This is a genomic window from Marinococcus salis (assembly GCF_054971365.1).
Window position 1 is genome coordinate 16,677 of the sequence record NZ_JBQOJB010000015.1, and the last position, 23,925, is coordinate 40,601.

Genomic DNA, 23,925 nt, shown 5'->3' on the forward strand with positions numbered 1-23,925 from the left:
CCAGCCAATCAAGGAGGCCTTTTGAAATGTCAGCACCGACGTCGATACCGACTATTATGTACTACGGGGTGAAAGACGCCCTGCCGGCTGCCCGGCAATACTTAAGCGAATGGAAGGAAAAAGCAGAACAGATCCCTGAGACGCTTTACCGGGAGGCCGCGCTCGAAGCCATCGATGAAAAAACGTTCCACTACGAGGGGGGGTCTCTTTATGCCCTAATTGCTCCTGAACATGCCCAGAGCGAGCTGCTTCGTTTTATCGTGGCTTATCAAAACATCAGCGATTATTTAGACAGCATCTGTGACATGAGCCAGGAGGAAGGGGAGGTCTTTTATCGTGACATTCACGAAGCGATGAAGCATGCCCTGGATCCGTCGGCGATCCAGGAAGATTATCTCAAAAGAAAAAAAGGAGATGGAGACGGAGGGTTTTTAGCGGATTTAGTTGAAACGTGCCAGTCCGCCCTGCAGAGCTTTCCAGGCTTTTCCGGCGCCCAGCCGTTTATGGAAGAACTGTCCATGTATTACAGGGAGATGCAGATATATAAGCACATTGATGTTAATGAACGTGAGGGGAAGTTGATTGAGTTTTATGAGCACTTTAAAGACCGTGTTCCACCGATGACCTGGTATGAATTTTGCGCTGCTTCGGGGTCGACGCTCGGCATTTATGCACTGGCCGGATACGCTGCCCGGTCACCACTTGCAGAGCTTCAGGCGAAGTCGATTAAAGAAGCTCATTTTCCTTATGTACAAGGGCTGCATATTCTGCTGGATTACTTTATTGACCAAGAAGAAGACGTAGAGCAGGGCTCGTTAAACTTCACCGAAAAATATGCGTCTGCCGGCCATATGATGTCGCGGCTGGAATTTTTTAAGTCTGAAGCAGATAAAAAAGTAGCTAAGCTGCCGGAATCTGGTTTTCATAAACAATTAAACAAGGGGCTTCTCTCCATCTATTTGTCTGACGAAAAAGTACAGGCAAATGAAAAAATGAAGCAGCAGGCAAAGCATCTGCTCCGCTTCGGCGGCATGACCTCGCTTATTTACTATTGGAATTCATGGATGTACCGGAAAAAAATATAAACGAAAAACCGCCTCTTCCCGAAAGAAAAGGCGGTTCTTTTTACATATCAGCCGTATCCAGTGAAGTAAGTTCTCCGGTCTCCGGGGAAATAACCAGGCCGTGCACTGGTGTTCCCGGCGGAAGGAGCGGGTGATTTCTCATGACCTGAACGGATTGATGCACGTTGTCCTCTACATCCGAAAAACCGCGCAGCCATTCGTGTACGGAGACGCCCTCAGCATGCATCACTGCCTCTGCATCGGATGAAACTCCCCGGTCATATGCTTTTTCAAGCACCTGGCCGGCCTGAAGACCGGTCATGCCGCATCCGTAATGGCCGATAATCAGCACTTCTTCGGCCTTTAATTCGTATAAAGCAACCAGAATACTTCGTGTAATACTGTCATACGGATCCGTAATCATTGCCCCGGCGTTACGGATCAGCTTTGCGTCTCCATTCCGGATACCCATGGCTTTAGGAAGCAGTTCAATAAGTCTTGTATCCATGCAGGTTAAAACAACGATACGTTTATTTGGAAATTTATCTGTTTCAAAAGCTTCATATTCTTTGTTTTGAACAAACTGCTGATTGTGCTCTAAAATAGATTTCACCACTTCTGACATGATTCATCATCCCTTCGTAGATATATGTGAATAAGCTTGAACTAATTCAGATAAGTGAGGAGTGTCTTCTCCTATTTTTTCAAAAGTTAACACGTAAGGGGGCGCCTTCTCTTGAAATTCCAGGCTGTACCGCAGCACCCGAACTTCCTGTTCCAAAAGTTCAGCAGCAAGGTGCTCAATGGCTGTACGCTCTGACTTTCCTCCAGGGTGGCCATGATAAACGACGACGATAACCGGAACGCCCGGTGAAAACGTGTGAAGATAAGAAAGCACCGCTGCTGTCGTAGAAGAAGCGGACGTCACTATCTGCTTATCGCTTCCGGGCAGATACCCGAGGTTAAAGACGGCTGCCCGGACGCCTGTACTTTCCATTTTGGTGAGCACCGAAGCCGCACGCTCATGACTGCAGTGATGGAGAGTGACATATGAATCCAGGCTTTCCTTTTTTAATCGCGCATATGTAGCCTGGATGGCTTCGCCCTGAATGTCAAAGGCATGCACATGCCCGGAGGGAGACACCGCCTCTGCCAGAAAGGCAGTGTCCCCGCCATTTCCGCATGTGGCATCAATCACGGTGTCGCCGGGGCGAACATTCTGTGCAATCATCCAATGGGCGAAAGCCACAGCTTTTGGCAGAGTCATAAAGCTGCCGGAGCAGGCTGATAATATTTTCCCTGCCAGCTGTTTCTGCGGACCTGTTCTTTATGAATTTCATTGAGTACTTCGAACTTGTTCACGCTCCACATCGGCCCGATGAGAAGCTCAGTTGGCCCGTCACCGGTAATGCGGTGAATGAGCATGTCAGGCGGCAGAATTTCGAGCTGGTCCACGACGAGACTGACGTACTCATCACGGCCGAGAAACTCCACCATTCCTTTTTCATACTGCTTAACCATCGGTGTTTTTTTCAGTAGATGCAGCAGGTGAATTTTAATCCCCTGGACATCAAGGTCAGCAACAGCCTGGGCGGTTTCCATCATCATTTGGTGGTCCTCCTGGGGAAGCCCGTTGATAATGTGGGAGCACACGCGAATGTTATGCTTACGGAGCTTGTCTACGCCCTCTTTGTAGCATTCAAAATCATGTGCGCGGTTGATCGTTTCGGCAGTTGTTTCGTGTACCGTCTGCAGCCCGAGCTCCACCCACAGGTAGGTGCGTTCATTCAGCTCGGCCAGATATTCAACGACATCATCCGGCAGGCAATCCGGGCGCGTCGCAATAGAAAGACCGACGACGTTATCCTGGGCGAGCACTGCTTCATACATTTCCCGAAGTTCTTCCACGGGGGCGTAAGTATTGCTGAATGCCTGAAAATAACCAATGTATTTTCCGTTTTTCCATTTCTTGTGCATGCGGTCTTTAATTTCATGAAACTGGGTGATCACATCGTCGGCCCGGTTACCGGCAAAATCCCCGGAGCCTGCCGCGGAGCAGAACGTGCAGCCGCCGTGAGCGACGTTGCCGTCGCGGTTCGGGCAGTCAAACCCGCCGTCGAGCGGGACTTTAAAGATTTTATGGCCAAATGATTCCTTTAAGTGGTGATTCCATGTATGATACCGCTTCTCTCCCCAGACAAGCGGTTCTTCGTTTGATAATTCCGAGCTCATGAAGAGCCTCTCCTTCCATCGTGCATAAAATATTCCTTCTTATTTTAGCATGTTTTGCCTCTATTCCCAAAGTGCAAAGGAAAAGAACCACGGAGAAAGGCTTGACAGCAGGGGGATAAATTCATAAAATATCAAGTATTGAATATCGGCGTACTTTGTTTATCGTTATGCACCCAGCAGACGCTTGACGAAACGGGTGAGCGAAGCGTCAGAGTCGGAAACGCACTTGAGTGGCGTGTGCGCATCCCGCCGTTTGTTTCGTGGAATTTAAGCCTCTCGTCCCTGCTTTCCAGCTGGGAGAGAGGCTTTTTTACAGATAAAATCATCACAGATGCTCCAACTATTTAAAGGAGGAACGACAATCATGGCATATCCCCACCAACAGATAGAACCCAAATGGCAGTCATACTGGGAGGAAAATGAAATCTTTGCCGTATCCAACGCAGATACCGGCGCCCCGAAATATTATGCACTCGATATGTTTCCTTATCCTTCCGGAGCGGGCCTGCACGTGGGCCATCCCGAGGGCTACACCGCCACAGACATCACCTCAAGAATGAAACGCATGCAGGGCTATGATGTCCTGCATCCGATGGGCTGGGATGCTTTTGGCCTTCCGGCGGAGCAGTTTGCGCTTGATACCGGAAAAAATCCGCGGGAATTTACTCAGGCGAACATTACCAATTTCAAGCGCCAAATTAAGGAACTGGGCTTTTCCTACGACTGGTCGAGAGAAATTAATACGACGGATCCGCATTATTATAAATGGACGCAGTGGATTTTCACGAAGCTGTACGAACACGGTCTTGCTTATATTGACGAAGTGCCGGTCAACTGGTGCCCGGCGCTTGGGACTGTGCTTGCCAATGAAGAAGTGATTGACGGAAAAAGTGAACGCGGCGGCCATCCGGTGGAACGCCGGCCGATGAAGCAGTGGATGCTCAAAATCACAGCCTACGCCGATCGTCTGCTTGAAGATCTCGAAGGACTGGACTGGCCCGACAGTATTAAAGAAATGCAGCGAAACTGGATCGGCCGCTCAGAAGGAGCGGAGCTGACCTTCCACGTCGAGGGGAAGGATCTTTCGTTTGACGTGTTTACGACCCGTCCGGACACTTTGTTTGGAGCAACCTACTGTGTATTCGCACCGGAGCATGACTATGTTGGAGAAATTACTACGCCGCAGCAAAAGGAAGCAGTGGAAAAATACCAGCACGATGCAGCTATGAAAAGTGATCTTGAACGCACAGAGCTGCAGAAGGAAAAATCCGGCGTATTTACAGGTTCGTACGCCATTAATCCAGTGAACGGGGAAAAAATGCCGATCTGGATCGCTGATTACGTTCTCGCCACTTACGGCAGTGGTGCAATTATGGCCGTGCCGGCGCATGATGAGCGGGACTACGAATTTGCGAAAACATTTGATCTTCCGATTGTGGAAGTGGTGGAAGGCGGAGACACGTTCCGGGAAGCTTATACGGAGGATGGCCCGCATGTAAACTCAGAGTTTTTGAATGGCCTATATAAAGATGAAGCGATCGGTAAGATGCTTGAATGGCTTGAAGAAAAAGGGCTTGGCCAAAAGAAAACAACCTACCGTCTCCGCGACTGGCTCTTCAGCCGCCAGCGGTACTGGGGAGAACCGATTCCAGTTATTCACTGGGAGGACGGCACGATGACCACGCTTCCTAAAGAAGAACTGCCGCTCGAACTTCCGGAAATGGACGAGTTCCGTCCTTCAGGCACAGGCGAATCGCCCCTTGCTACCAACACGGAATGGCTTGAAGTCACTGATCCCGACACGGGCATGAAAGGGCGCCGCGAGACAAATACGATGCCGCAGTGGGCCGGCAGCTGCTGGTACTTCCTTCGTTTTGCCGACCCGGAAAATGAAGAAGAATTGGCATCCAAAGAAGCGCTTGAAAAATGGCTGCCGGTTGACCTGTATATAGGCGGTGCGGAGCATGCGGTGCTTCACCTGCTGTATGCACGGTTTTGGCATAAGTTTTTATATGACATTGGAGTAGTTCCTACAAATGAGCCATTCCAGCGGCTATACAATCAGGGAATGATCCTGGGCGAAAATAATGAAAAAATGAGTAAATCCAAAGGAAACGTAGTGAATCCGGATGAAATTATCCGCACTCACGGGGCAGATACGCTGCGTCTGTATGAGATGTTTATGGGACCGCTCGACGCTTCGATTGCCTGGTCAAACAGCGGCCTCGATGGTGCAAGACGCTTTTTGGACCGGGTATGGCGTTTGTTTGTAACAGACGAAGGAGCCATCCGGGAGAGCATCCATGATGAGAAAGCACCAGAGCCGTTCGCGCGAACGTATCATCAAACGGTGAAAAAAGTAACCGAAGAATTTACTGAACTTCGTTTTAATACTGGTATCAGCCAGCTGATGGTCTTTGTTAACGAAGCGAACAAGCAGGAGACGCTTCCGAAACAGGAGTTAAAAGGATTTCTGCAGCTGTTGAGCGCTATTGCGCCGCATCTGGCAGAAGAGCTTTGGAGCCGTCTCGGGGAAGAGCATTCGATTTCAAGGAGCAGCTGGCCGGTACACGATGAGCAGATGCTGATCGAAGATGAAATTGAAATCATTATTCAGGTAAATGGAAAGCTTCGGGCAAAAGCAGTGGTGCCAAGAGATGCCGACGAGAAGGACCTCGAATCGACGGCAATGGAGCAGGAAAAAATTGTGCAGGAGCTTGAAGGCAAGACCGTGCGAAAGGTTATTGCCATTCCAGGGAAGCTCGTAAATATTGTAGCTAATTAAAAAAAGCTGGCCGCTATGCGGTCAGCTTTTTGAGTAGGAGGCAGGTGTTTCAGTCTGGGCGGCAGGATGTTCGGAAGCAGCTTTTCCTGCAGTATATCCGGTGGAAAACGCGCACGTGATGTTAAAGCCGCCGGTATAACCATGAATGTCTAAAATTTCGCCGCAGAAGAACAGTCCGCTTTTCAGCCTGGACTCAAGCCGTTTTGGAAATACTTCTTTGATGGAGATCCCGCCGCCGGTAACAAATGCTTCTTCGATCGAGAGCGTGCTATCTGCCGGAAAACGGAAATCGGTAAATAAAAGCGCAAGTGAGCGCAGTTTTTTATTTGTGGCTTCACCAATGGTCATCGTACTGGAAATACCTGATTCCTGCAGGAGAAAAAGCAGCAGTCGCTCCATTGCAAGGCCTTTAAGAGCATTTTTTACCGTTTTTGCTTCGTGGTTTTTTTTCAGGGACACAAGCCGCTGGAACATGGATTCATGGTTTTCCTCAGGATAGAGGGAAAGGCCGAGCTCCACCTGTTCGGTTTTATACTTTTTCAGCGCTTTCACGACGTACTGGCTGCAACGCAGGCCGATCGGCCCGGAAACGCCGAAATGGGTAAAAATCATGTCGCCGGTGTGGGTTTTAATAGCTTTACCGCCTGGCCGGTAAACTGTCAGGGCTACGCCTGAAAGAGAAATTCCTTGAAGCGTGCGGTCCTGGATGTAAGAAGCCGGAGAAGTAATAGGCACCTCTGTAGGGTACAACTCTGTAATTGTATGGCCTGCTGCTTCCGCCCAGGGATAGCCATCGCCGGTAGAGCCAGTCTTTGGTACGGATTTGCCTCCGGAGGCAATAATGATACGGTCTGCCTGAAGATAAGCGCCGTCTTCTAAATAAAGCCCCCGGACATGGTCTTCGCCGTAATCGATGGAAGAGACTTTGGTTTTGGTGCGTGTATGCACCCCAAGGCGTTCCATTTCGTCGAGCAGGGTATTCACGACAGTGATAGCTTTATCGTTAACAGGGAACATGCGTCCCATATCTTCTTCCTTCAGATCGATTCCAAGGTTTTCGAAAAAACGGATAATGTTTTCATTATCAAAGATGGAAAACGGGCTGTGCATAAATTTGCCGTTGCCGGGAATGTGTTCGATCAGCTCTTTACGTTCCATGCGGTTAGTGACATTGCAGCGGCCGCCACCGGAAATAGCAAGCTTTCTTCCCAGTTTGGAGCCCTTATCAATTAAAGTGACATCGGCGCCGTGCTCTGCGGCAGCGACGGAGGCCATTAATCCTGCTGGACCACCGCCGATAACAATGACATTCGTCATTTTATTTATTCTCTCCTTACGACCTCGAAGCAATTATCCGGTAAGATTAAAATGCTTCGGAATCGGTTATAATAGCTGTATTGTATCATAAGAGAAAATTCATTTTTACACAAGGATAAAGGAGGCGGCTGAAATGCTGCGAAAGCTCGAACTATCTACTAATGAGCATGCAGAAATGATAGACGTTACGGAAAAGGTCCGTACGTATGTGAAAGAAGAAGGACTCGACCACGGAGCGGTTATCGTTTATTCTCCGCATACGACAGCGGGAATTACTGTGAATGAAAACGCAGACCCAAACGTGCAGCATGATATGCTTATGCGCCTTGAAGAAGTATATCCCTGGGAACATGAAAAATATCGTCACGCTGAAGGCAACTCTGCTTCTCATTTAAAAGCAAGTACAATGGGTACAGAACAGACGATCATTGTAGAGCAGGGTGAACTTGTGCTCGGCACATGGCAGGGAATTTATTTTTGTGAATTTGATGGTCCCCGGCCCCGCACCTTTTATATTAAAGGCTTAAGCGACGTATAATAAAAAGTACGCCCGTTTTACAAAGAACGGGCGTTTTCCTTTATTTCTGATATTAATTTTCAGGCAAAGGGACGCCAGAATGGAAAATAGTATGGTAAAATTCGCATAGAGAGCACAAGACGATTACACGATGGAGCTGAACATAAGAATGTCTGATTCAAAATTTTTGCGGGGAACGCTTCTGTTAAGCATAGCGACATTTGTTTCGAAATTTTTAGGTATGATTTACATATTTCCGTTTGCGGCCATGGTCGGCCAGCAGGGGATCGCACTTTACCAATACGGCTACCAGCCATACACATTAATGCTCAGCGTAGCTACGCTCGGTATACCGATGGCTATGTCGAAATTTGTATCCAAATACAACGCCATGGGAGATTTTGAAACAGGCCGAAGGTTGTTTAAGTCGGGTCTTTTTTTTATGACCATTACCGGCATTGCAGCGTTTCTTATTTTATTTTTTGGCGCTCCGCTTATTGTGAATTTAATTTCGTTTGATTCAAGTGAAGCTTTTACATCAGATGATATTGTGTTTACGATCCGCATGGTAAGCTTTGCTTTAATGATTATTCCAACGATGGCGATTATGAGAGGGTTTTTTCAGGGGCATCAGTCGATGGGGCCTACCGCTGTTTCACAGGTTATTGAGCAGGTTGTGCGTATTGTGTTCATTTTGGTGATGGCTTTGTTTATTCTGTACGTAGTCGACGGAAACCTCGGCACTGCTATTGGATTTGCCACCTTTGGAGCGTTTGTCGGCGGGTTGGCCAGCATGGCTGTACTAATTTTTTATTGGAAAAAAAGGCAGCGCTTTTTGCAGCGGGAACAGTCCCAAAGCACGGTGTCGAGCGACCTGCCATTAACAAGCATGTACAGTGAACTGATCCGGTATGCTCTGCCGCTTTCTTTTGTCGGACTGGCTATTCCCCTGTTTCAAATGGTGGACATGTTTACCTTCACCCGGGCACTGGAGCAGACCGGGGAATGGACGTCCGGGCAGATCCAGACAGCGTACGGTGCGTTCGCGGGCTCTTCCCATAAGCTGATTCTCATCCCTGTAGCAATTGCTACGGCCATGTCGATTACCCTTATCCCGACGATCACAAAATCATTTACAGGCAATGACCAGGATTTGCTGCAGCGCCAGATTACGCAGACCTACCAGGTGATTTTGTTTTTATCAGTGCCTGCCGCAGTCGGACTGTCGTTGCTTGCAAAACCAACATTCGGAGTGCTTTTTGGGACAGAGTCACTGGAAATAGGCAGCTACGTGCTGCAGCATTACGCGTATGCGGCCATCGTTTTTTCCCTTTTTTCGGTAAGCGCAGCTGTTCTGCAGGGAATCAACCGCCAGAAATATGCTATTGCCTCTCTATTAATAGGGCTGCTGGTGAAAATTATCAGTGCTTATGTGCTGCTATTACTTCTTGGCCCGATCGGGGGCATTTACAGTACGATTATTGGCTTTGCGTTCGGAGTACTGTTCAACGCATGGGCGATCGCGAAATTTACTGGTTTTCATTTTGGAGGCGTCTCGCGCCGGGGCGGTGTAGTGGTTCTTTTGTCATTAATTATGGGCCTCGGGGTTTTAATTACAAGAAACGGCATGGAAGTTTTATTTGCAGGCACGAGCTGGATGGATTTATTCATGGTGGAAATTATTAGTGTCGGTGTTGGCGGTGTGCTTTTTATGGCACTTGCCATGAAGAGCGGCCTGGCCGAAAGGGTTCTTGGGAAGCGCTTTTCAGCGTAAAGAAAACTCCTGCTTTCTGATCTTTTGTTCCGCGAGGGATGGTGATATAATTAATTCACTTTATAGAAACAGAGACAAACGCATCAAGCCGCCTTTTAAAAGGGGCGGCATTAGAGGTGAAACATGAAAACGTGGAGATATAAAGATTATGACTGGCTCTTGATCGGTGCGGTCGCGCTATTAACATTGTTTGGCATTATTATGGTGTACAGCGCAAGCTTTCCGCTCGGGATGAGGGCTTATGATGATGCGGCCTTTTTTCTTAAACGACAGATAATGTTTTTTATACTTGGAGTAGGTGTGTTTGCTTTCATGATGCATGTGCCTTATGAAAAATGGAAGAAAACCACACCATTATTAATAGGGTTGTCTATTTTTTTACTGTTGCTTGTGCTTGTAATAGGTAATGAAGTAAACGGGGCAAAAAGCTGGATCGGCTTCGGGCCGGTAAACATTCAGCCCGCAGAATTCGTGAAATTAAGTTTGATTATTTATCTGGCCCAGGTGTACTCTCAGAAGCAAAAGTATATTGACTCATTTATGAAGGGAGTACTGCCGCCGCTTATAGTTGTTGCTGTGCTGCTTGGATTCATCGTTATGCAGCCTGACGTTGGTACAGCGGCTGCTCTGATGATGACAACGATCGTAATTGTCTTCTTATCAGGAGCAAAGTTTCGGCATATGTTTATGCTCGGGGGAGTCGCGGCGGTGCTGTTTGCATATATTGCGCTGACAGAGCCTTACCGCCTGGCCCGGCTCGTCTCTTTTATGGACCCATTCGCAAATGCAGACGCTGTTGGCGGAGGCAGCTACCAGCTGATCCAGGGCTATATTGCCATTGCCCATGGTGGATTATTTGGGGTCGGCCTCGGGGAGAGCGTGCAGAAAATGAACTATCTTCCTGAAGCCCATACCGACTTCATTCTACCGATTATTGCTGAAGAGCTTGGGATTTTCGGGGTTCTGCTCGTCGTAGGCCTGCTTGGCGTTATTGCCTGGCGCGGCATAAAAATCGGGCTTCACGCTAAGGGGCAGTTTGGCACTTTGCTCGCTTTTGGAATTGTTTTTCAGCTGCTCAGCCAGGCTGTCATTAATGCCGGAGCGGTCGCGGGCATGATGCCAATTACCGGCCTGCCGTTTCCGCTTTTAAGCTACGGAGGCTCCTCTTTATTAATAACCCTGGCGATGCTTGGACTGCTGGCAAATATTTCCCGTAACAATAACCGGCTTGCCCGGGTCCAGGGCCAGGATATCAATAAACCAACTTCCGCATAGTGTAAAGAGACGTTGTTAACAGCAACGTCTCTTTTTCAGACCGGCAGCTGCACATACCGAAATGTATTGGAGGAAAATGAAATGTTAGTAGTAGGATCCGGGAGGCTAGCGAAGCTTACAGTAACAAAAAGTGAACCTCCCTTTGTCTCTGTAATGTACCGGGGAAAGGAAAAACTCTGGATGAGGGAAACAAAAAAGGAGATTTCCCGGGTGGATGAGCTGGAGCTTCCTCGTTTTCCCTATATTTTTTTAGCGCTTCCGCCGGAAGGAATCAAAGAGTTTATTTATTGGCACGGACCTTATTTAGCGGAAGGAAGCGTTATATACATACCGGCTACGTCGCTCTGCTCGGAGGAGCTGGAAGTGCCTGCCCATGTGCGGAAGGCTGCGGCTAAATTTGCCGGTCATGCTGAAAGGGCTGCAGCTAGTGGGGGAGAAAACATTTTTGTAGTTAACAGCGCAAAAAAAAGCGACCGCGAATATCTCCAGAACTGGCTCGGAGGGGCATTTACAGTTATTGAAGGCACTGAGCAGGAGGTAGAAGCTGCAAATAAAACAGCAGTGGAAGAAACATTGAAAATGATAGTGAGTATCGAAAAAAAGATGCAGGAGCAGAATATATCAAAAACCGTACAGGAAGCCGTACTCCGCCAGATTCCGGCAGGAGTAATTGAAGCACATATAAACGGCTCACATGGGGAGTTTGCTTCGGGAATTCTGGAACAGATGGAGAGAGGTGATCAGCATGAGAATGGATAAACTGTTGGCGGAATTAGGATATGGAACTCGCAAGGAAGTAAAAAAGATGCTGAAAAAGGGAGGCGTATTTGTCGACGGGGAGCCGGTAAACAACGGGGCGGTTCAGGTGGATCCCGAAGAGCAGCAGGTCAGCGTGTTTGGAGAGGACATTCACTATACGGAATTCGTTTATTTTCTCATGCATAAACCAGCGGGGGTTATCAGTGCTACCGAAGACAGCGTGCATGATACGGTGCTGGATATTTTAGAACAGGAGGATGCGGTAAGAGAACCTTTCCCGGTCGGCCGGCTTGACATTGATACGGAGGGGCTGCTGCTGTTGACGAACGACGGCAAGCTTAATCATTTTCTCACGTCGCCGAAGCATGGCGTCGTAAAAGTCTACCGGGCGGTACTCGAGCATCCGATAGAAGAAAGGGATATTGAGCAGTTTAAAAAAGGTGTAAAGCTTGATGACGGCTATATTTGTAAACCTGCTGTTCTGCGACAAGTGCCTGATACACACCGGGAAGTGTATGTGGAAATAACAGAAGGGAAATTTCACCAGGTAAAACGGATGTTTGAAGCAGTGGGGAATGAAGTCGTTTATTTAAAAAGAGAGTCGTTCGGCAGGCTGTCACTCGATGAAGATTTACTGCCGGGGGAATACCGGGAATTAAATGAAGAGGAAATTCAGCTGCTTCGGGACAGCGTCGGGGAAAAATCACAGGGAGCAAGCGGCGATGAGCTGTAGACTGCTAATTGCAGACCTGGGCACCTCGTCTTTAAAAATAATGATAATGGGCGGTGGTGGACAGGTGGAGAGCAGTACATCAGAGCCTGTCCTTACTTATACCGAGGGAAAAAGGCACGAACAAAAGCCGGCAGAATGGTGGAAGAGCTTTAAAAAAGCATGCAGAACTCTGCATAATCAGGGGACGGGGCTGGATGTCGACGCGGTTGTATGCACTGGTCAGATGGAGGATTTCATCCCTGTTAAAGACGGGCGTGCGGATACGGCAATACTTTATTCTGACCAGGGAGGGAGCAGAAGGCTGCAAAACAGGCATTTAGCTTCGGAGGCTGTTACGGCCGTCACAGGAAATGATTGGAAATCCACGACCCCTCTGATGAAATGGCTGGCGGATGAAGCCCCGGAAAAGTGGGAGCGGGTGTTATTTGGTTCTAAAGATTATTTAATTTACTGCTTAACGGGCGTATCAGTCTGTGATCCAGTAAATGGTACTGTCACTGGAATGATGAATATACATACAAGAACGTGGGACGAACAGTTATGGAACGGCACCGGGATTTCCTATCGTCAGCTTCCTCTTCTTCTGGAGCCCGAAGACATAGCCGGTTATGTATTGAAAGAGGCCGCCGTGCAAACGGGAATACCAGCTGGAACACCCGTTTGCTGTGGCCTTGGAGACGGAGGGGCAGTGACGCTTGCAGCTGGTTTTCAAGGGGGTGGGGACAGCGGCTATGCTTACGCAGGAAGCACGGGATGGGCAGCGGTGCCGGCAGATACATTGGCAATGTCAAAGGAAGGCAGTGTTTTTCATTTGGCTGCCCCGCAGAAAGGCCAGTTTATTAAAATTATGCCGCTTCTCAACATGGGAAATGTGCATCAATGGGCGGTTCATACGTGGTGTGGCCATGACAACTTCGAAGAGTTTGAAAAACTGGCAGCTGAGCCAAAGGCTATGCCCGAGTCGCTTGTATTTATTCCTTATCTAAACGGAGAAAGAAATCCAATCGTTGATGAAAAAGCCCGAGGGGCGTTCATTGGCATTGACAGCCAGGTGGACGAGAGCCATATGGCCCGCGCGGTGCTTGAAGGCCTGGCTTTTTCTTTAAAGCAGGTCTTTGCTCAGGCTGGCCTGGCTTCTTCCAGCCTCTTTCTTGTGGGTGGGGGTACGAAAAGCAGAGCTTTGCGGCAAATAGTGGCGGACGTATTTCAATGCAGGGTGCAGGTGAGCGCTGAACAGGAACGCCTAGCTATGTTCGGAGCCGCTGCCTGCGGATGGAAAGCTGTTCATGAATGTAGCTGGGAAGAAGCAGGAAAGGCGTTGCGGGGCATAGACCATAGAGATATTATTGTGGAGCCTGACGTGTCAAAAAAAGAAATATTGGTGAAGAAGGAACGGCTTTTTGCCGAAGCGGCTAGAAGGATGCGGGGAATTTTTGACGTATGAAAAAACGCCAGGATGTTAATCCTGGCGCCAGGGGATAGGTATAGTCATTCAGGAAGCTTTTACTTTTCGGGCAGTCGTCGTCCAGGCCCCTCTAGAAGGGCTGCAGACCAATTCATTGTATTCAAGCACATTCAAATCACGCTGAATGGTGCGCTGTGTAATTCCGAATTCGTCAACCAATTCCCCGGTGGTCACCGTTCCTCTCTTTTTAATATAGAGATAGATAGACTTAATACGGGTTATCATTCGGTCGGTGGACGTTCTCAAAAAACCACTCCTTAGCCAATGAATTTATGGCACTTGAAGACATGCCCGGGACTGCGCACGTAAATAGGAAGTATAATTGATGGTTTCGACTGTTGTTGTGTCAACTGCTCTGTGGAACTTTCCGTAGGAAGTTCAGCAGCATGTAGGATAAAAGTATTCAAAATATTTTGTAAGCGTCCCTGTACTTAATAGTTTATACCATTTATTTATTTATCGCAAAATTTTTGACAAAAATCCATTCAATTTATTTACGAAGTAACACAAAAATCGAATGATTTGCTAAAATAATGTTTTATTGTGCGTGATCAGTTAAAAAAAACAAAATCGGCGATGGAACTATCCATTTTATTTCACAAAATACTTAATGTAAAAATTATGTAAAAAAAGACCCCTTTTTTGTAAAGGAGTCTTTGAAAAAGATTTTATTGATCGAAACGGAAAAGGTCAGTAGATAAATACCGTTCGCCAGTATCACAGGCAATTGCAACCACGACCTGATCCGGAGGCAACTGTTTTGCTGTTTCCATGGCAGCGTAGCAGGCAGCCCCTGAAGAGGGGCCAACCAGGATGCCTTCCTGGCCGGCAAGGTCTCTTGTGGTTTTATAAGCATCTTCGTCGGTAATTTTATAAATATGGTCGTATATCTTCTGATTCAAAATAGGCGGTATAAACCCGGGGCTGGTGCCGACGAGTTTATGGGGGCCTGGTTTTCCGCCCGAAAGCACCGGGGAGCCAAATGGTTCTACGACATGTATCTGAACGTCTGGGTACAGTTCTTTTAACTTTTCCCCAGTTCCTGTCACAGTGCCGCCGGTACCGGAAGCAGCGACGAACCCGCCCAGGGGCTTACCAATTTCCTTCATTGCTTCTTCAATTTCAAGTGCCGTGCTTTCCCGGTGGGCATCCGAGTTGGCTTCGTTTTCAAACTGCATGGGCATGAAGCTGTCAGCAATCGTTTCTACAAGTTCATGAGCCCGGGAAATGGCTCCGGGCATTTTTTTGTCGCCTGGGGTGAGTTCTACTTCCGCGCCGTATGCCTTCAACAGGTTGATTCTTTCTTGAGACATGGTGTCCGGCATAACTAATATGGCACGGTAGCCGCGGGCAGCGGCATTCATGGCAAGACCGATGCCGGTATTGCCGGAAGTAGGCTCGATAATAGTAGTATTTTCATTGATTTTCCCCTCTTCTTCGGCCTGCTTCAGCATATTTTTTGCTGCTCTGTCTTTAACACTGCCGCTGGGGTTTTGAAATTCAAGCTTCAAATATACGTCCGCTCCTCGAGTATCAGGGAGGCGGTTTAATTTGACTAAAGGCGTATCGCCGACTAGTTCTGACATATTGTTTGCTACACGCATGGCTGTTACACATCCTTTTTCTATCATTCATTTGTATATTTTAACACATTTGCATTGCTTGTTCGTTTTCAACGGCTTTAAAGCAAGAAAGGGAGGAAGTAAACCTTGGATAATCATTATTTTCTTGGAATTTCAGTACCGGAAGAGGCCAGGCTTTCCTGGGGGGACTGGGCATCAAAGGTTAAAAATGATCTTCCATTTAAACAATGGGTACATCCGCAGGATTTTCATATTACACTTCATTTTTTCGGCCGGCTTTTACCAGACAAGGTTGATGCTGTCCAGGAAAAGATGAATAGAATAACATTATTATCCCAGCCTCAGATCAGGCTGGATGGGGTAGACTTTTTCGGTCCGGAAGGCCGTGAAAATGTGCTTTATACAAAAGTAGGCGCAGAAGAAGGGCTGTTCACTTTGTACACTGAATGGAAAGAACAATTGAAAGGCATGGGAATAAAGACAGAGCAACGTCCGTACTGCCCTCATATGACTCTTGCCAAAAAGAGAATCAAGGAGCAGATGTTTACGTGGCCGGCCGTGCCTCTTCCGGAAGCCTTATTTTTTCACGCCTCTCAATTGCATCTTTATCGCATTCACCCAGGACGAAGTGTAAAATACGAAACAGTACATTGGACGGAATTGACCGAATAAATGAGGGGAATGTATGAACGTATTTAGAATTGTCATTCACATACTGATTTTGTATGCATTTTACTGGACTGGTGTCTGGATTCAGGGAGTGCTTCAGCTTCCAATTCCGGGAAGTATCCTCGGCATGCTGCTTTTGCTTGCAGTTTTTATTTTTACTTCAGCCACGCCAAAATGGATTCAGGAGGGATCCGGGCTGCTGCTCGGAAACATGCCGCTGTTGTTTCTTCCGGTGACCGCAGGACTGGTGATCCACGGAGAGCTGTTTTCAGTGCCTGGAGCCGTGCTTGTGACTGCTGTGTTTATCAGTACACTTCTTGTAATGGGAACTGGCTCATGGGTGTCCCAGTATTTATTGAAAAAAAGGAGGGAGCATCGTGAATGAATGGTGGACAGGAGTTGCTGCTATTGCCGGGACGATGATGGTGTACGCCGCCTCCAAAAGAATGTACCGGCGTTTTCCGGCGCCATTAATGCTTCCGATCGTCACTGGTACCATTGTTATTATATTATTTCTGTTAATTTCCGGAATCCCCTACAATGCCTATATGACCGGAGGCCAATGGATAGAATCGCTGCTGGGGCCTGCGGTGGTGGCACTGGCCTGCCCGCTGTATGAACAAAGGCATCTGTTAAAACGATATTCTGTTCCGATTCTCAGCGGTATTGGGACGGGAGCGGTGATAGGTATCATTTCGGGACTTGTTTTTACGAGAGCAGCGGGTGCATCTAAAGAATGGGCGGCAGCGGTGCTGCCTAAGTCAGTAACAACACCGGTAGCCATGGACATTACGACAACGCTCGGCGGAGACGCTCCCTTGGCGGCAATGTTTGTGATGGTGGCGGGTATCGGCGGAGTAGTGGTTCACGCCCAGGTGATGAAAGCGGTGGGGGTAACTGATCCGGTAGCGAAGGGAATAGGCATGGGTAGTGCGGCTCACGCGATAGGAACAGCTAAATCGCTCGAAAACAGTGAAACGGAAGGGGCGGTCAGTTCGGTAGCTATGACAGTCAGTGCCGTTATTGTTGCTTTTTTAGCCCCATTGGCAGGTAATTTATTCCTGTAATGTGAACATCAGCCGGACAATGACGATATAATAATAAAAGTGGAGGCCTGCAGCTTCTATGTAGAGACGCACCTTCTAAGAGAAAGGCTGCAATGAAGGAGAAGGGAGAGTTGAATGGCTCAACTAATAAAGATGAAAGACTATGCTTCGCGTTATGAATACCATTTTCTTCACCAAAACGCGGAATTTTTAGCTGCCAAAAAATCGTACTGGCAGCGTATGAAAACAGACTGGATGATTGCAAATAAATCGAGCCCAAAAGTGTCCGGAGAAGAGCCGCTCGAGAACAACACCCGGATGGGAAAAGCAGTGAACCGGTTAAAGTGGTGGAAGCAAGAAAAGGAGGAAGTGGAAATTAACGAAAGCGATGCCTACTTATTTTTTAAGGGAAAAACGCTCGAGGAGCTCAAGGATATCTTTTATGATAACTGGTTTTTAATCCAGCTGGAGTGGGCCTCTTCCACAATCTCTGAAATTTCAATGATGGATCCGAAATTAAAATACGACTACCGGCTGCGCACCCTTCTCAGGGAGCTTCCCGATACGTATTTTGTTATGTACTATCCGGTTTTTCATACAAAACAGACGACGATGGAGGGGGCCATTACTATCATTGGCCCAGTAGGGATCGACGTGGTACATATTTTAGAAGGAACAATGTACAGTGTATTTGAACCGGCAGACAGCAGGTTCTGGAAGGAGTACGTGAATCAGAAGCAGCATACATTTGTCAGCCCAGTCCTTGCGCTGAAAAGAACAACAAACGTAGTGGAAGCTGTATTAAAACAAGCGGGGACCACCTTTCCTGTCCAGGCGACAGTGGTTTCACCCGCTTCCATTATTGATAACCGTGAAGTTTTATACGCACATACAGCAGATAAACGCGAATACAAACGGTGGATGGAAAGACGTATCAACAATCCATCCCCGGTGAAAAACCGGCAGTTGTTTTCCGCAGAAGCGCTTATGGGGCAAGCGGCAACCGTTTCTGTCCTCCGTAGTGAAATCTACTCTTCGAATGAATACGGCGAATAAGCAGCTTTACAGAAAAACAATCGTTTTATTGTCGTCGACAATGACACGGTCTTCTGCATGCCAGGTAACGGCTCTTGCCAGCGCAATTTTTTCAGCGTTGCGTCCGGTGATTTTTAAATCATTGGCATTGTATTGGTGATTGACCCGAAGGACGTCTTGTTCAATGATTGGGCCTTCGTCGAGGTCGTTGGTCACGTAATGGGCGGTAGCACCAATAAGTTTCACGCCGCGTTCAAAAGCCTGTCTGTAAGGGTTCGCTCCGATAAAGGCCGGGAGAAACGAATGATGAATATTAATGATTTTTGCCGGGTAGTGAGCAACAAAATCCGGCGACAGTATTTGCATATAGCGGGCCAACACAAGAAAATCGATCGGATACTGCTCAAGCGTACGAAGTATTTTATTTTCTGCTTCCGGCTTGGCATTTTTATCTATCGGTATGTGGTAAAAAGGAATTTCATAGCTTTCTACTACATTTTTAAGCGTCGTGTGGTTACTGATGACGCAGCTGATATGAATAGGCAGTTCCCCGGAACGCCATCTCCACAATAATTCAGTTAAGCAGTGGTCTTCTTTTGAAATGAAAATCGCCACACTTTTTTTGCGGTCTTCACGCTCTAATGACCATTCCATATCGAAATGATCAGCAATAGGAAGAAATTCTTCTTTTACTTGATTAAATTTCTCCGGATATGGCGAAATGGAAAAAACAATTCTCATAAAAAAACGTCCGCCTTCCGGATCGTTTGTATGCTGGGCGGAATGAATAATATTAGCACCATGCTGGTGCAGAAAATCAGATATAGCGGCTACAATTCCCGGCTGGTCCGGGCATGTAATTAATAGCCGGCCATTGCCAAGCGAGCGGTCTGGCATAATAACGTCCTCCTTCATATAAGCAGTTGCCCTGTAATAATGAACGAAATTACTATACCACTCTGAATGAGGGAAAAAAAGGGTAAGTTACCAAGTAGGCTTAAATGGAAGATACGCGGAAAAATAGCAGATGAGAGGTCGGTCACAAGTATTATGGTCGATTGACTTCTAAATTCAATGTTTGCTATTATTAAGAACGATTCGCTGTAAAAATAAAAACGCAAATAGGAACACTTTTACCCGCACGAGAAGTAGAGGAGATCATTTCATAGAGGGTATTTTATACATACAATTAAATAAAACAAGACAGGCATTGAAATAAAATATTGTTAAAAAAGGATCGGCTATGAAATATTCAGACCACTATGATAGATCGAAGGTGAAAGTATTGGAACTGCTGATGGGAGACGGATGGACGATTGAACCAGCCGGTGGCTCTTCAGGAGAAGCTTACCTCGCGCGTGCCGGGGAACAAGTGTTATTTCTGAAAAGAAATTCTTCTCCATTTCTCGCTGTGCTTTCAGCAGAAGGAATAGTGCCTAAACTGCTTTGGACAAAGCGCCAGGCTAACGGTGATGTAATTACCGCACAGCGCTGGGTTGACGGCCGTGAACTAACGGGCGGCGATATGGATAACAAACGGGTGGCCCAGTTATTATCTAAAATACACTCCTCGAGTGAACTGCTGGACATGTTTATGAGAATAGGGAACCACGCCCGCACTCCGGAAGCAACAACCACTGTATTAAGAGAGCAGCAGGAACGGCTTCCTTATATTACGACTTCGATGACCGGAGCTCTCGATGAACTTGCAGGGACGTCTGGCGAAGTACAGCCTCCCCGCCTCGTTGTCTGTCACGGTGATATGAACCACAACAATTGGATGTTTGATGCCAATGGAGATTTATATTTAGTGGACTGGGACAATGCAACAGTCAGCGATCCTGCACTTGATTTAGCCCTGATTCTGTATGAGTACATTCCAAAAGAAGAGTGGGAAGTGTGGCTGCAGGAATACGGGCTGCCCTTAACCTCCCATTTACAAAGGCGGATGCGCTGGCAGATTATCAGCCACCTGCTTGATCATGCCCAGCAGGCATTACTCACGAACCGGATAAAAGAAGCAGAGTTTTATAAGAAACAGCTTGAAGCAGTGCTCGACCGGGACTCATTGCAAATATAAAAATCCGCTGGAACGTCACTGCGTTTTCAGCGGATTTTGTCTGTCAAATAGGTAGTTATTATATGAAGAAAGAGGGAAAAGATGGATGAGACTCCGACATAAGCCGTGGGCCCACGAATTTTTGCAAGAACACCCGGAGCTGGTGGTCACAACAGCGGAACAGGTAAATAAAAATTGGGGAAAAAGGTTTGGGAACGACCAGCCTCTTCATTTGGAAGTAGGCACAGGCAAAGGGAAATACTTAAGCGACAACAGCATCAAATACCCGGGTGTCAATTTTATTGGTATGGAAATGTATGAAAGTGTTCTTGCGACCGGGGTGCAGCGCGCCTTGTTCAAGCAGCCGGAGAATCTCGCCTTTATTCATGGTGATGTACGCTATTTAATGGACTATTTTGAGCCTGCCTCAGTAGAAACACTTTATATTAATTTTACTGATCCGTGGCCAAAAAAACGTCATGAAAAACGCCGGCTGACGCACCCGGATTTTCTGGAATTGTATAAGCAGGTTTTGGTACCGGGAGGAACCGTGCAGATGAAGACTGATAATCAGGGATTGTTTGAATATTCTCTTTCCTCCCTTTCCACGTTTGGTTTTTCATTAAAAAAGGTGCGTCTCCATCTGCATGAAAGTGAAGAGGCAGAAGAAAATGTGATGACAGAATATGAAGAGAAGTTTTACGCAAAGGGAGTGCCTATTTATTTTACTAAAGCGGTAAGGCCATAGTGTTTGATAAAAGGGATCATTTGTATGAAATGGAGGGGCTGTTTTCATGAACCAATTAACCATCGGCAATTATACCATTACATGGCTCGAAGGTGGCATGACAAACATGGACGGGGGTGCGGTGTTCGGCGTGGTACCGAAACCGCTCTGGTCAAAAAAATACCCGGTCAATGACAGCAATCAAGTTCCAATGCCGACAGACCCTCTGCTTATTCAGGGAGAGGGTAAAAATTTACTGGTTGATGCAGGGATTGGAAACGGCCGGCTCAGCAAAAAGCAACAGAGAAATTATGGCGTAACGAAAGAGTCAAATGTGGAGCAGAGTCTGCGGGAAATGAATCTTTATGCTTCAGATATTGATGCTGTGTTAATGACGCATATGCATTTTGACCATGCTTCAGGGCTGGCCCGTGAAGAGCAGGGCCAGAGTGTGCCAATCTTTCGCAATGCTGTTATTTACGTATCGGAAACGGAATGGGAGGAAATGAAAAATCCGAATATCCGTTCCGAAAACACGTACTGGGAAAAGAACTGGAAGCCAATCGCCCACCAGGTTGAAGCGTTCGAGTCAGAGCTTCATATTACTGAAAACATACGAATGGTGCATACAGGCGGACACAGCGCCGGTATGAGCATTATTTTGATTGAGGATGAAAGCAATACACTAATCCACATGGCTGACAATATGCCTACACACGCCCACCAGAATGTGCTCTGGGTGACCGCCTATGATGATTATCCAATGGACTCAGTGTACATGAAAGAGCATTATATGAACTGGGGCTGCCAGCGCCAAGCATGGTTTACTTTCTACCACGATGAGCTGTACCGTGCTTTAAAGTTTAATCCTGCGGGAGAAGTAATCGAAGCTGTAGCCAGGGAAAAGCAGAGCGAAATCTGACCAGAACGTTCATATTTTTACACACGCCTCTAAAAGCTGAGGCGTGTTTTTTTATTTCTGAAATACATAACAATGCCAAACATGAAAATGTCAATTTCAATCAATGAACAAAAGTAAATGATTGTTTTTGAGTAAAATTGATTGATTATGATTAAGTAAGCGTGTACAATGAAGTTAATTAAACAAGCAAAAATAGAAAACGATCAAAACTTCTGCAGATGCCTGTTGCTTTTTATGCCAAACCCGGAAAGGAGAGGGAAGGTAATGCTTCACACTGAGCGCAGAGACACCATCATCGAAATTCTAAAAACGAAAGACACTGCTTCTATTCATGAGCTGGTGGAACTGACTGGTGCTTCAGAAGCAACAGTTCGAAGGGACTTATCCAAACTGGAATCGGATGAACAGATTAAACGAATTCACGGCGGAGCTTCTCTCTCCAGGCGCCGCCGAAACGAACCAACTATCGCAGAGAAGAGCAGTGTAAACCAATGGGAAAAGAAAAAGATTGCAGAAGCAGCAGCTTCCCTGCTTGAACCCGGTGAATGTCTTTTTCTGGACGCCGGGACGACGACCCTGGAGATGATCCCTTATTTGGCTGACCGGAATCTTGTCGTGGTAACCAACGGCATTCCGCATGTACCGCTTTTGCTCGAGAAGGGCATTGAAACGTACGTCATCGGAGGTAAAGGCAAGCAGGGGACTGGGGCCCTCGTAGGAATTAAAGCTATAGAAGCACTGAAGGAATTTTGTTTTGACGCCTGCTTTCTCGGTATTAACGGTGTTCATCCTGTTCACGGGTATACCACCCCGGATCCGGATGAAGCAGTGGTTAAGCGGACAGCGCTTGATCTTGCGGAAAGGAGCTATGTGCTGGCGGATCATTCGAAGATTAATTCCATTACATTTGCCAACATTGGTGAACTTGCTTTAGCGGAAATTATTACGTCGGACAGGCTGCGGGACGATGAGCGGACAAACTTGAAGAAATATACAGATGTGAAGGTCGTGAGTACATGATATATACAGTAACGCTGAACCCGGCAATCGATTATGTAGTCGAACTAGAAGAGTTTATTCCGGGAAATATCCATCGGTCGAAAAATGATTTGAAATATCCAGGCGGTAAAGGCATTAACGTTTCGAGAGTGCTGCAAAGACTCGGAGAGCAGTCAACTGCGCTCGGTTTTGTAGGCGGGTTTACCGGCCAGTATATTAAAGAAAGCCTGGAAAAAGAAAACATCCAAACGGATTTTGTGCAGGTAGAAGAGGATACAAGAATTAACGTCAAAATCCGTGGCGGCGAGGAATCTGAAATTAATGGAACCTCCCCGGGCGTCTCGCGCGAAGACGTGGAAGCACTGTACCAGAAGCTGGATGTTCTGACGCAGGAAGATGAATTAATACTTTCAGGAAGTGTTCCTTCTTCTCTCCCTCACAGCATCTATCTGGACATAATGGAACGGGTGAGAAACAAAGGAGTCAGGGTGTGTTTGGACACAAGCGGCGAAGCGCTCGGTGAGGCATTGAAAGGCCGCCCTTATTTCGTGAAGCCGAACCATCTGGAACTCGCAGAGTTGTACGAAGTGGAAGTGAACAGTGTGGAAGATGCTGCAGTGTATGGCCGAAAGCTTCTGGAGGATTTTGATATTGAGCATGTGGTTATATCGATGGCAGGAGAAGGAGCTGTATATATTAATAAATCACAGACCCTTCACGCCTCCGTGCCAAAGCAAAAAGCCGTGAACTCTGTCGGGGCAGGTGACTCCCTGGTAGCTGGATTCGCCGCCGGAATCGCGGAACGCCTGGATCCGGCTCAGGTGTTGAACAAAGCAGTAGCTTCCGGAAGTGCTACAGCATTTTCTGAAACATTCTGCACGAAAAAAGAAGTAGAAGAACTAAGTCAAAAGATCACGATCCGTTCGCTCGAAAGCGAAGAGACTAATCAAGCTTAAAGGGGGAA

Annotated in this window: 24 protein-coding genes; 17 read left to right on the forward strand and 7 right to left on the reverse strand. The window is 47.2% G+C overall.

Annotated elements, in window-relative coordinates:
* Window positions 1-26 precede the first annotated feature (26 nt).
* Window positions 27-1,085, forward strand: a complete 1,059-nt coding sequence (locus ACTTK6_RS12200) for a tetraprenyl-beta-curcumene synthase family protein (protein WP_079475700.1) — start codon at window positions 27-29, stop codon at window positions 1,083-1,085.
* A gap of 40 nt (window positions 1,086-1,125) precedes the next feature.
* Here the strand turns inward: ACTTK6_RS12200 and ACTTK6_RS12205 are convergent, their stop codons facing one another.
* From ACTTK6_RS12205 to mnmL, 3 genes are read right to left on the reverse strand one after another with little or no spacing between them, the layout of a single operon-like run.
* A complete protein-coding gene (locus ACTTK6_RS12205) occupies window positions 1,126-1,689 on the reverse strand; it encodes a beta-class carbonic anhydrase (RefSeq protein WP_079475701.1) in 564 nt (187 codons plus the stop codon).
* 6 nt (window positions 1,690-1,695) lie between these two features.
* Window positions 1,696-2,331 (reverse strand): tRNA 5-(aminomethyl)-2-thiouridylate-methyltransferase MnmM, encoded by a 636-nt coding sequence (gene mnmM / locus ACTTK6_RS12210; RefSeq protein ID WP_079475702.1) that lies wholly within the window; start codon window positions 2,329-2,331, stop codon window positions 1,696-1,698.
* Window positions 2,328-3,296: a tRNA modification radical SAM protein MnmL/YtqA gene (mnmL, locus tag ACTTK6_RS12215; RefSeq protein WP_079475703.1), complete on the reverse strand. Its 969-nt coding sequence runs from the start codon at window positions 3,294-3,296 to the stop codon at window positions 2,328-2,330. Before mnmL ends, mnmM begins: the two co-directional genes overlap by 4 nt.
* Before the next feature lie 364 nt (window positions 3,297-3,660).
* Between mnmL and leuS the strand changes: the two genes are divergently transcribed.
* Window positions 3,661-6,081 carry a leucine--tRNA ligase gene (gene leuS, locus ACTTK6_RS12220; RefSeq protein WP_462833543.1) on the forward strand — a complete coding sequence of 807 codons (2,421 nt, stop codon included), beginning with the start codon at window positions 3,661-3,663 and terminating at the stop codon, window positions 6,079-6,081.
* A 21-nt stretch (window positions 6,082-6,102) separates the two neighbouring features.
* Here leuS and ACTTK6_RS12225 read toward each other — a convergent pair whose 3' ends face one another.
* The gene (locus ACTTK6_RS12225; protein WP_462833545.1) at window positions 6,103-7,398 is read right to left on the reverse strand and encodes a BaiN/RdsA family NAD(P)/FAD-dependent oxidoreductase; all 1,296 of its coding nucleotides are present in this window, start codon (window positions 7,396-7,398) and stop codon (window positions 6,103-6,105) included.
* Window positions 7,399-7,531: 133 nt separating this feature from the next.
* Here ACTTK6_RS12225 and ACTTK6_RS12230 point away from each other — a divergent pair, with 133 nt between their 5' ends.
* The 6 genes from ACTTK6_RS12230 (at window position 7,532) to ACTTK6_RS12255 (ending at window position 13,900) form a co-directional block, all read left to right on the forward strand.
* Window positions 7,532-7,936, forward strand: coding sequence for a secondary thiamine-phosphate synthase enzyme YjbQ (locus ACTTK6_RS12230; RefSeq protein WP_462833546.1), 405 nt, complete (start codon window positions 7,532-7,534; stop codon window positions 7,934-7,936).
* 148 nt (window positions 7,937-8,084) lie between these two features.
* Window positions 8,085-9,689, forward strand: a complete 1,605-nt coding sequence (locus tag ACTTK6_RS12235; RefSeq protein ID WP_462833547.1) for a putative polysaccharide biosynthesis protein — start codon at window positions 8,085-8,087, stop codon at window positions 9,687-9,689.
* Window positions 9,690-9,812: 123 nt separating this feature from the next.
* On the forward strand, window positions 9,813-10,964 hold the full coding sequence (ftsW, locus tag ACTTK6_RS12240; protein WP_079475709.1) for a putative lipid II flippase FtsW: 1,152 nt from the start codon (window positions 9,813-9,815) through the stop codon (window positions 10,962-10,964).
* Between the two features lie 81 nt (window positions 10,965-11,045).
* Window positions 11,046-11,723, forward strand: coding sequence for a hypothetical protein (locus ACTTK6_RS12245; protein ID WP_462833548.1), 678 nt, complete (start codon window positions 11,046-11,048; stop codon window positions 11,721-11,723).
* On the forward strand, window positions 11,710-12,456 hold the full coding sequence (locus ACTTK6_RS12250; protein WP_462833549.1) for a pseudouridine synthase: 747 nt from the start codon (window positions 11,710-11,712) through the stop codon (window positions 12,454-12,456). The genes ACTTK6_RS12245 and ACTTK6_RS12250 overlap by 14 nt, the downstream gene beginning before the upstream one ends.
* Window positions 12,446-13,900 (forward strand): FGGY family carbohydrate kinase, encoded by a 1,455-nt coding sequence (locus ACTTK6_RS12255; protein WP_462833550.1) that lies wholly within the window; start codon window positions 12,446-12,448, stop codon window positions 13,898-13,900. Before ACTTK6_RS12250 ends, ACTTK6_RS12255 begins: the two co-directional genes overlap by 11 nt.
* Window positions 13,901-13,948: 48 nt before the next feature.
* Here ACTTK6_RS12255 and ACTTK6_RS12260 read toward each other — a convergent pair whose 3' ends face one another.
* Entirely contained in the window at window positions 13,949-14,167 is a 219-nt protein-coding gene (locus ACTTK6_RS12260) for a DeoR family transcriptional regulator (RefSeq protein ID WP_079475713.1), read from the reverse strand.
* 422 nt (window positions 14,168-14,589) lie between these two features.
* Entirely contained in the window at window positions 14,590-15,525 is a 936-nt protein-coding gene (gene cysK / locus ACTTK6_RS12265; RefSeq protein WP_079475714.1) for a cysteine synthase A, read from the reverse strand.
* A 105-nt stretch (window positions 15,526-15,630) separates the two neighbouring features.
* Between cysK and thpR the strand changes: the two genes are divergently transcribed.
* The 4 genes from thpR (at window position 15,631) to ACTTK6_RS12285 (ending at window position 18,275) form a co-directional block, all read left to right on the forward strand.
* Window positions 15,631-16,176 (forward strand): RNA 2',3'-cyclic phosphodiesterase, encoded by a 546-nt coding sequence (gene thpR, locus ACTTK6_RS12270; protein WP_094908812.1) that lies wholly within the window; start codon window positions 15,631-15,633, stop codon window positions 16,174-16,176.
* A 13-nt stretch (window positions 16,177-16,189) separates the two neighbouring features.
* Window positions 16,190-16,558 (forward strand): CidA/LrgA family protein, encoded by a 369-nt coding sequence (locus tag ACTTK6_RS12275; protein WP_462833551.1) that lies wholly within the window; start codon window positions 16,190-16,192, stop codon window positions 16,556-16,558.
* Window positions 16,551-17,240 carry an LrgB family protein gene (locus ACTTK6_RS12280; protein ID WP_233133435.1) on the forward strand — a complete coding sequence of 230 codons (690 nt, stop codon included), beginning with the start codon at window positions 16,551-16,553 and terminating at the stop codon, window positions 17,238-17,240. The genes ACTTK6_RS12275 and ACTTK6_RS12280 overlap by 8 nt, the downstream gene beginning before the upstream one ends.
* Window positions 17,241-17,354: 114 nt before the next feature.
* Window positions 17,355-18,275, forward strand: a complete 921-nt coding sequence (locus tag ACTTK6_RS12285) for a hypothetical protein (protein ID WP_462833552.1) — start codon at window positions 17,355-17,357, stop codon at window positions 18,273-18,275.
* A gap of 6 nt (window positions 18,276-18,281) precedes the next feature.
* On the opposite strand, the gene purU is transcribed toward ACTTK6_RS12285, so the two are convergent.
* On the reverse strand, window positions 18,282-19,151 hold the full coding sequence (purU, locus tag ACTTK6_RS12290) for a formyltetrahydrofolate deformylase (protein ID WP_094908814.1): 870 nt from the start codon (window positions 19,149-19,151) through the stop codon (window positions 18,282-18,284).
* A gap of 346 nt (window positions 19,152-19,497) precedes the next feature.
* Between purU and ACTTK6_RS12295 the strand changes: the two genes are divergently transcribed.
* From ACTTK6_RS12295 to pfkB, 5 genes are all read left to right on the forward strand, one after another.
* Window positions 19,498-20,334 (forward strand): phosphotransferase, encoded by an 837-nt coding sequence (locus ACTTK6_RS12295; protein WP_462833553.1) that lies wholly within the window; start codon window positions 19,498-19,500, stop codon window positions 20,332-20,334.
* Window positions 20,335-20,419: 85 nt separating this feature from the next.
* Window positions 20,420-21,061 (forward strand): tRNA (guanosine(46)-N7)-methyltransferase TrmB, encoded by a 642-nt coding sequence (gene trmB, locus ACTTK6_RS12300; RefSeq protein ID WP_094908816.1) that lies wholly within the window; start codon window positions 20,420-20,422, stop codon window positions 21,059-21,061.
* Window positions 21,062-21,107: 46 nt separating this feature from the next.
* Window positions 21,108-21,962, forward strand: coding sequence for a YtnP family quorum-quenching lactonase (locus ACTTK6_RS12305; protein WP_094908817.1), 855 nt, complete (start codon window positions 21,108-21,110; stop codon window positions 21,960-21,962).
* 264 nt (window positions 21,963-22,226) lie between these two features.
* Complete coding sequence (locus ACTTK6_RS12310; protein ID WP_079475721.1) at window positions 22,227-22,982, forward strand: DeoR/GlpR family DNA-binding transcription regulator; 756 nt, start codon at window positions 22,227-22,229, stop codon at window positions 22,980-22,982.
* The gene (pfkB, locus tag ACTTK6_RS12315) at window positions 22,979-23,917 is read left to right on the forward strand and encodes a 1-phosphofructokinase (RefSeq protein ID WP_462833554.1); all 939 of its coding nucleotides are present in this window, start codon (window positions 22,979-22,981) and stop codon (window positions 23,915-23,917) included. The genes ACTTK6_RS12310 and pfkB overlap by 4 nt, the downstream gene beginning before the upstream one ends.
* Window positions 23,918-23,925: the final 8 nt, after the last annotated feature.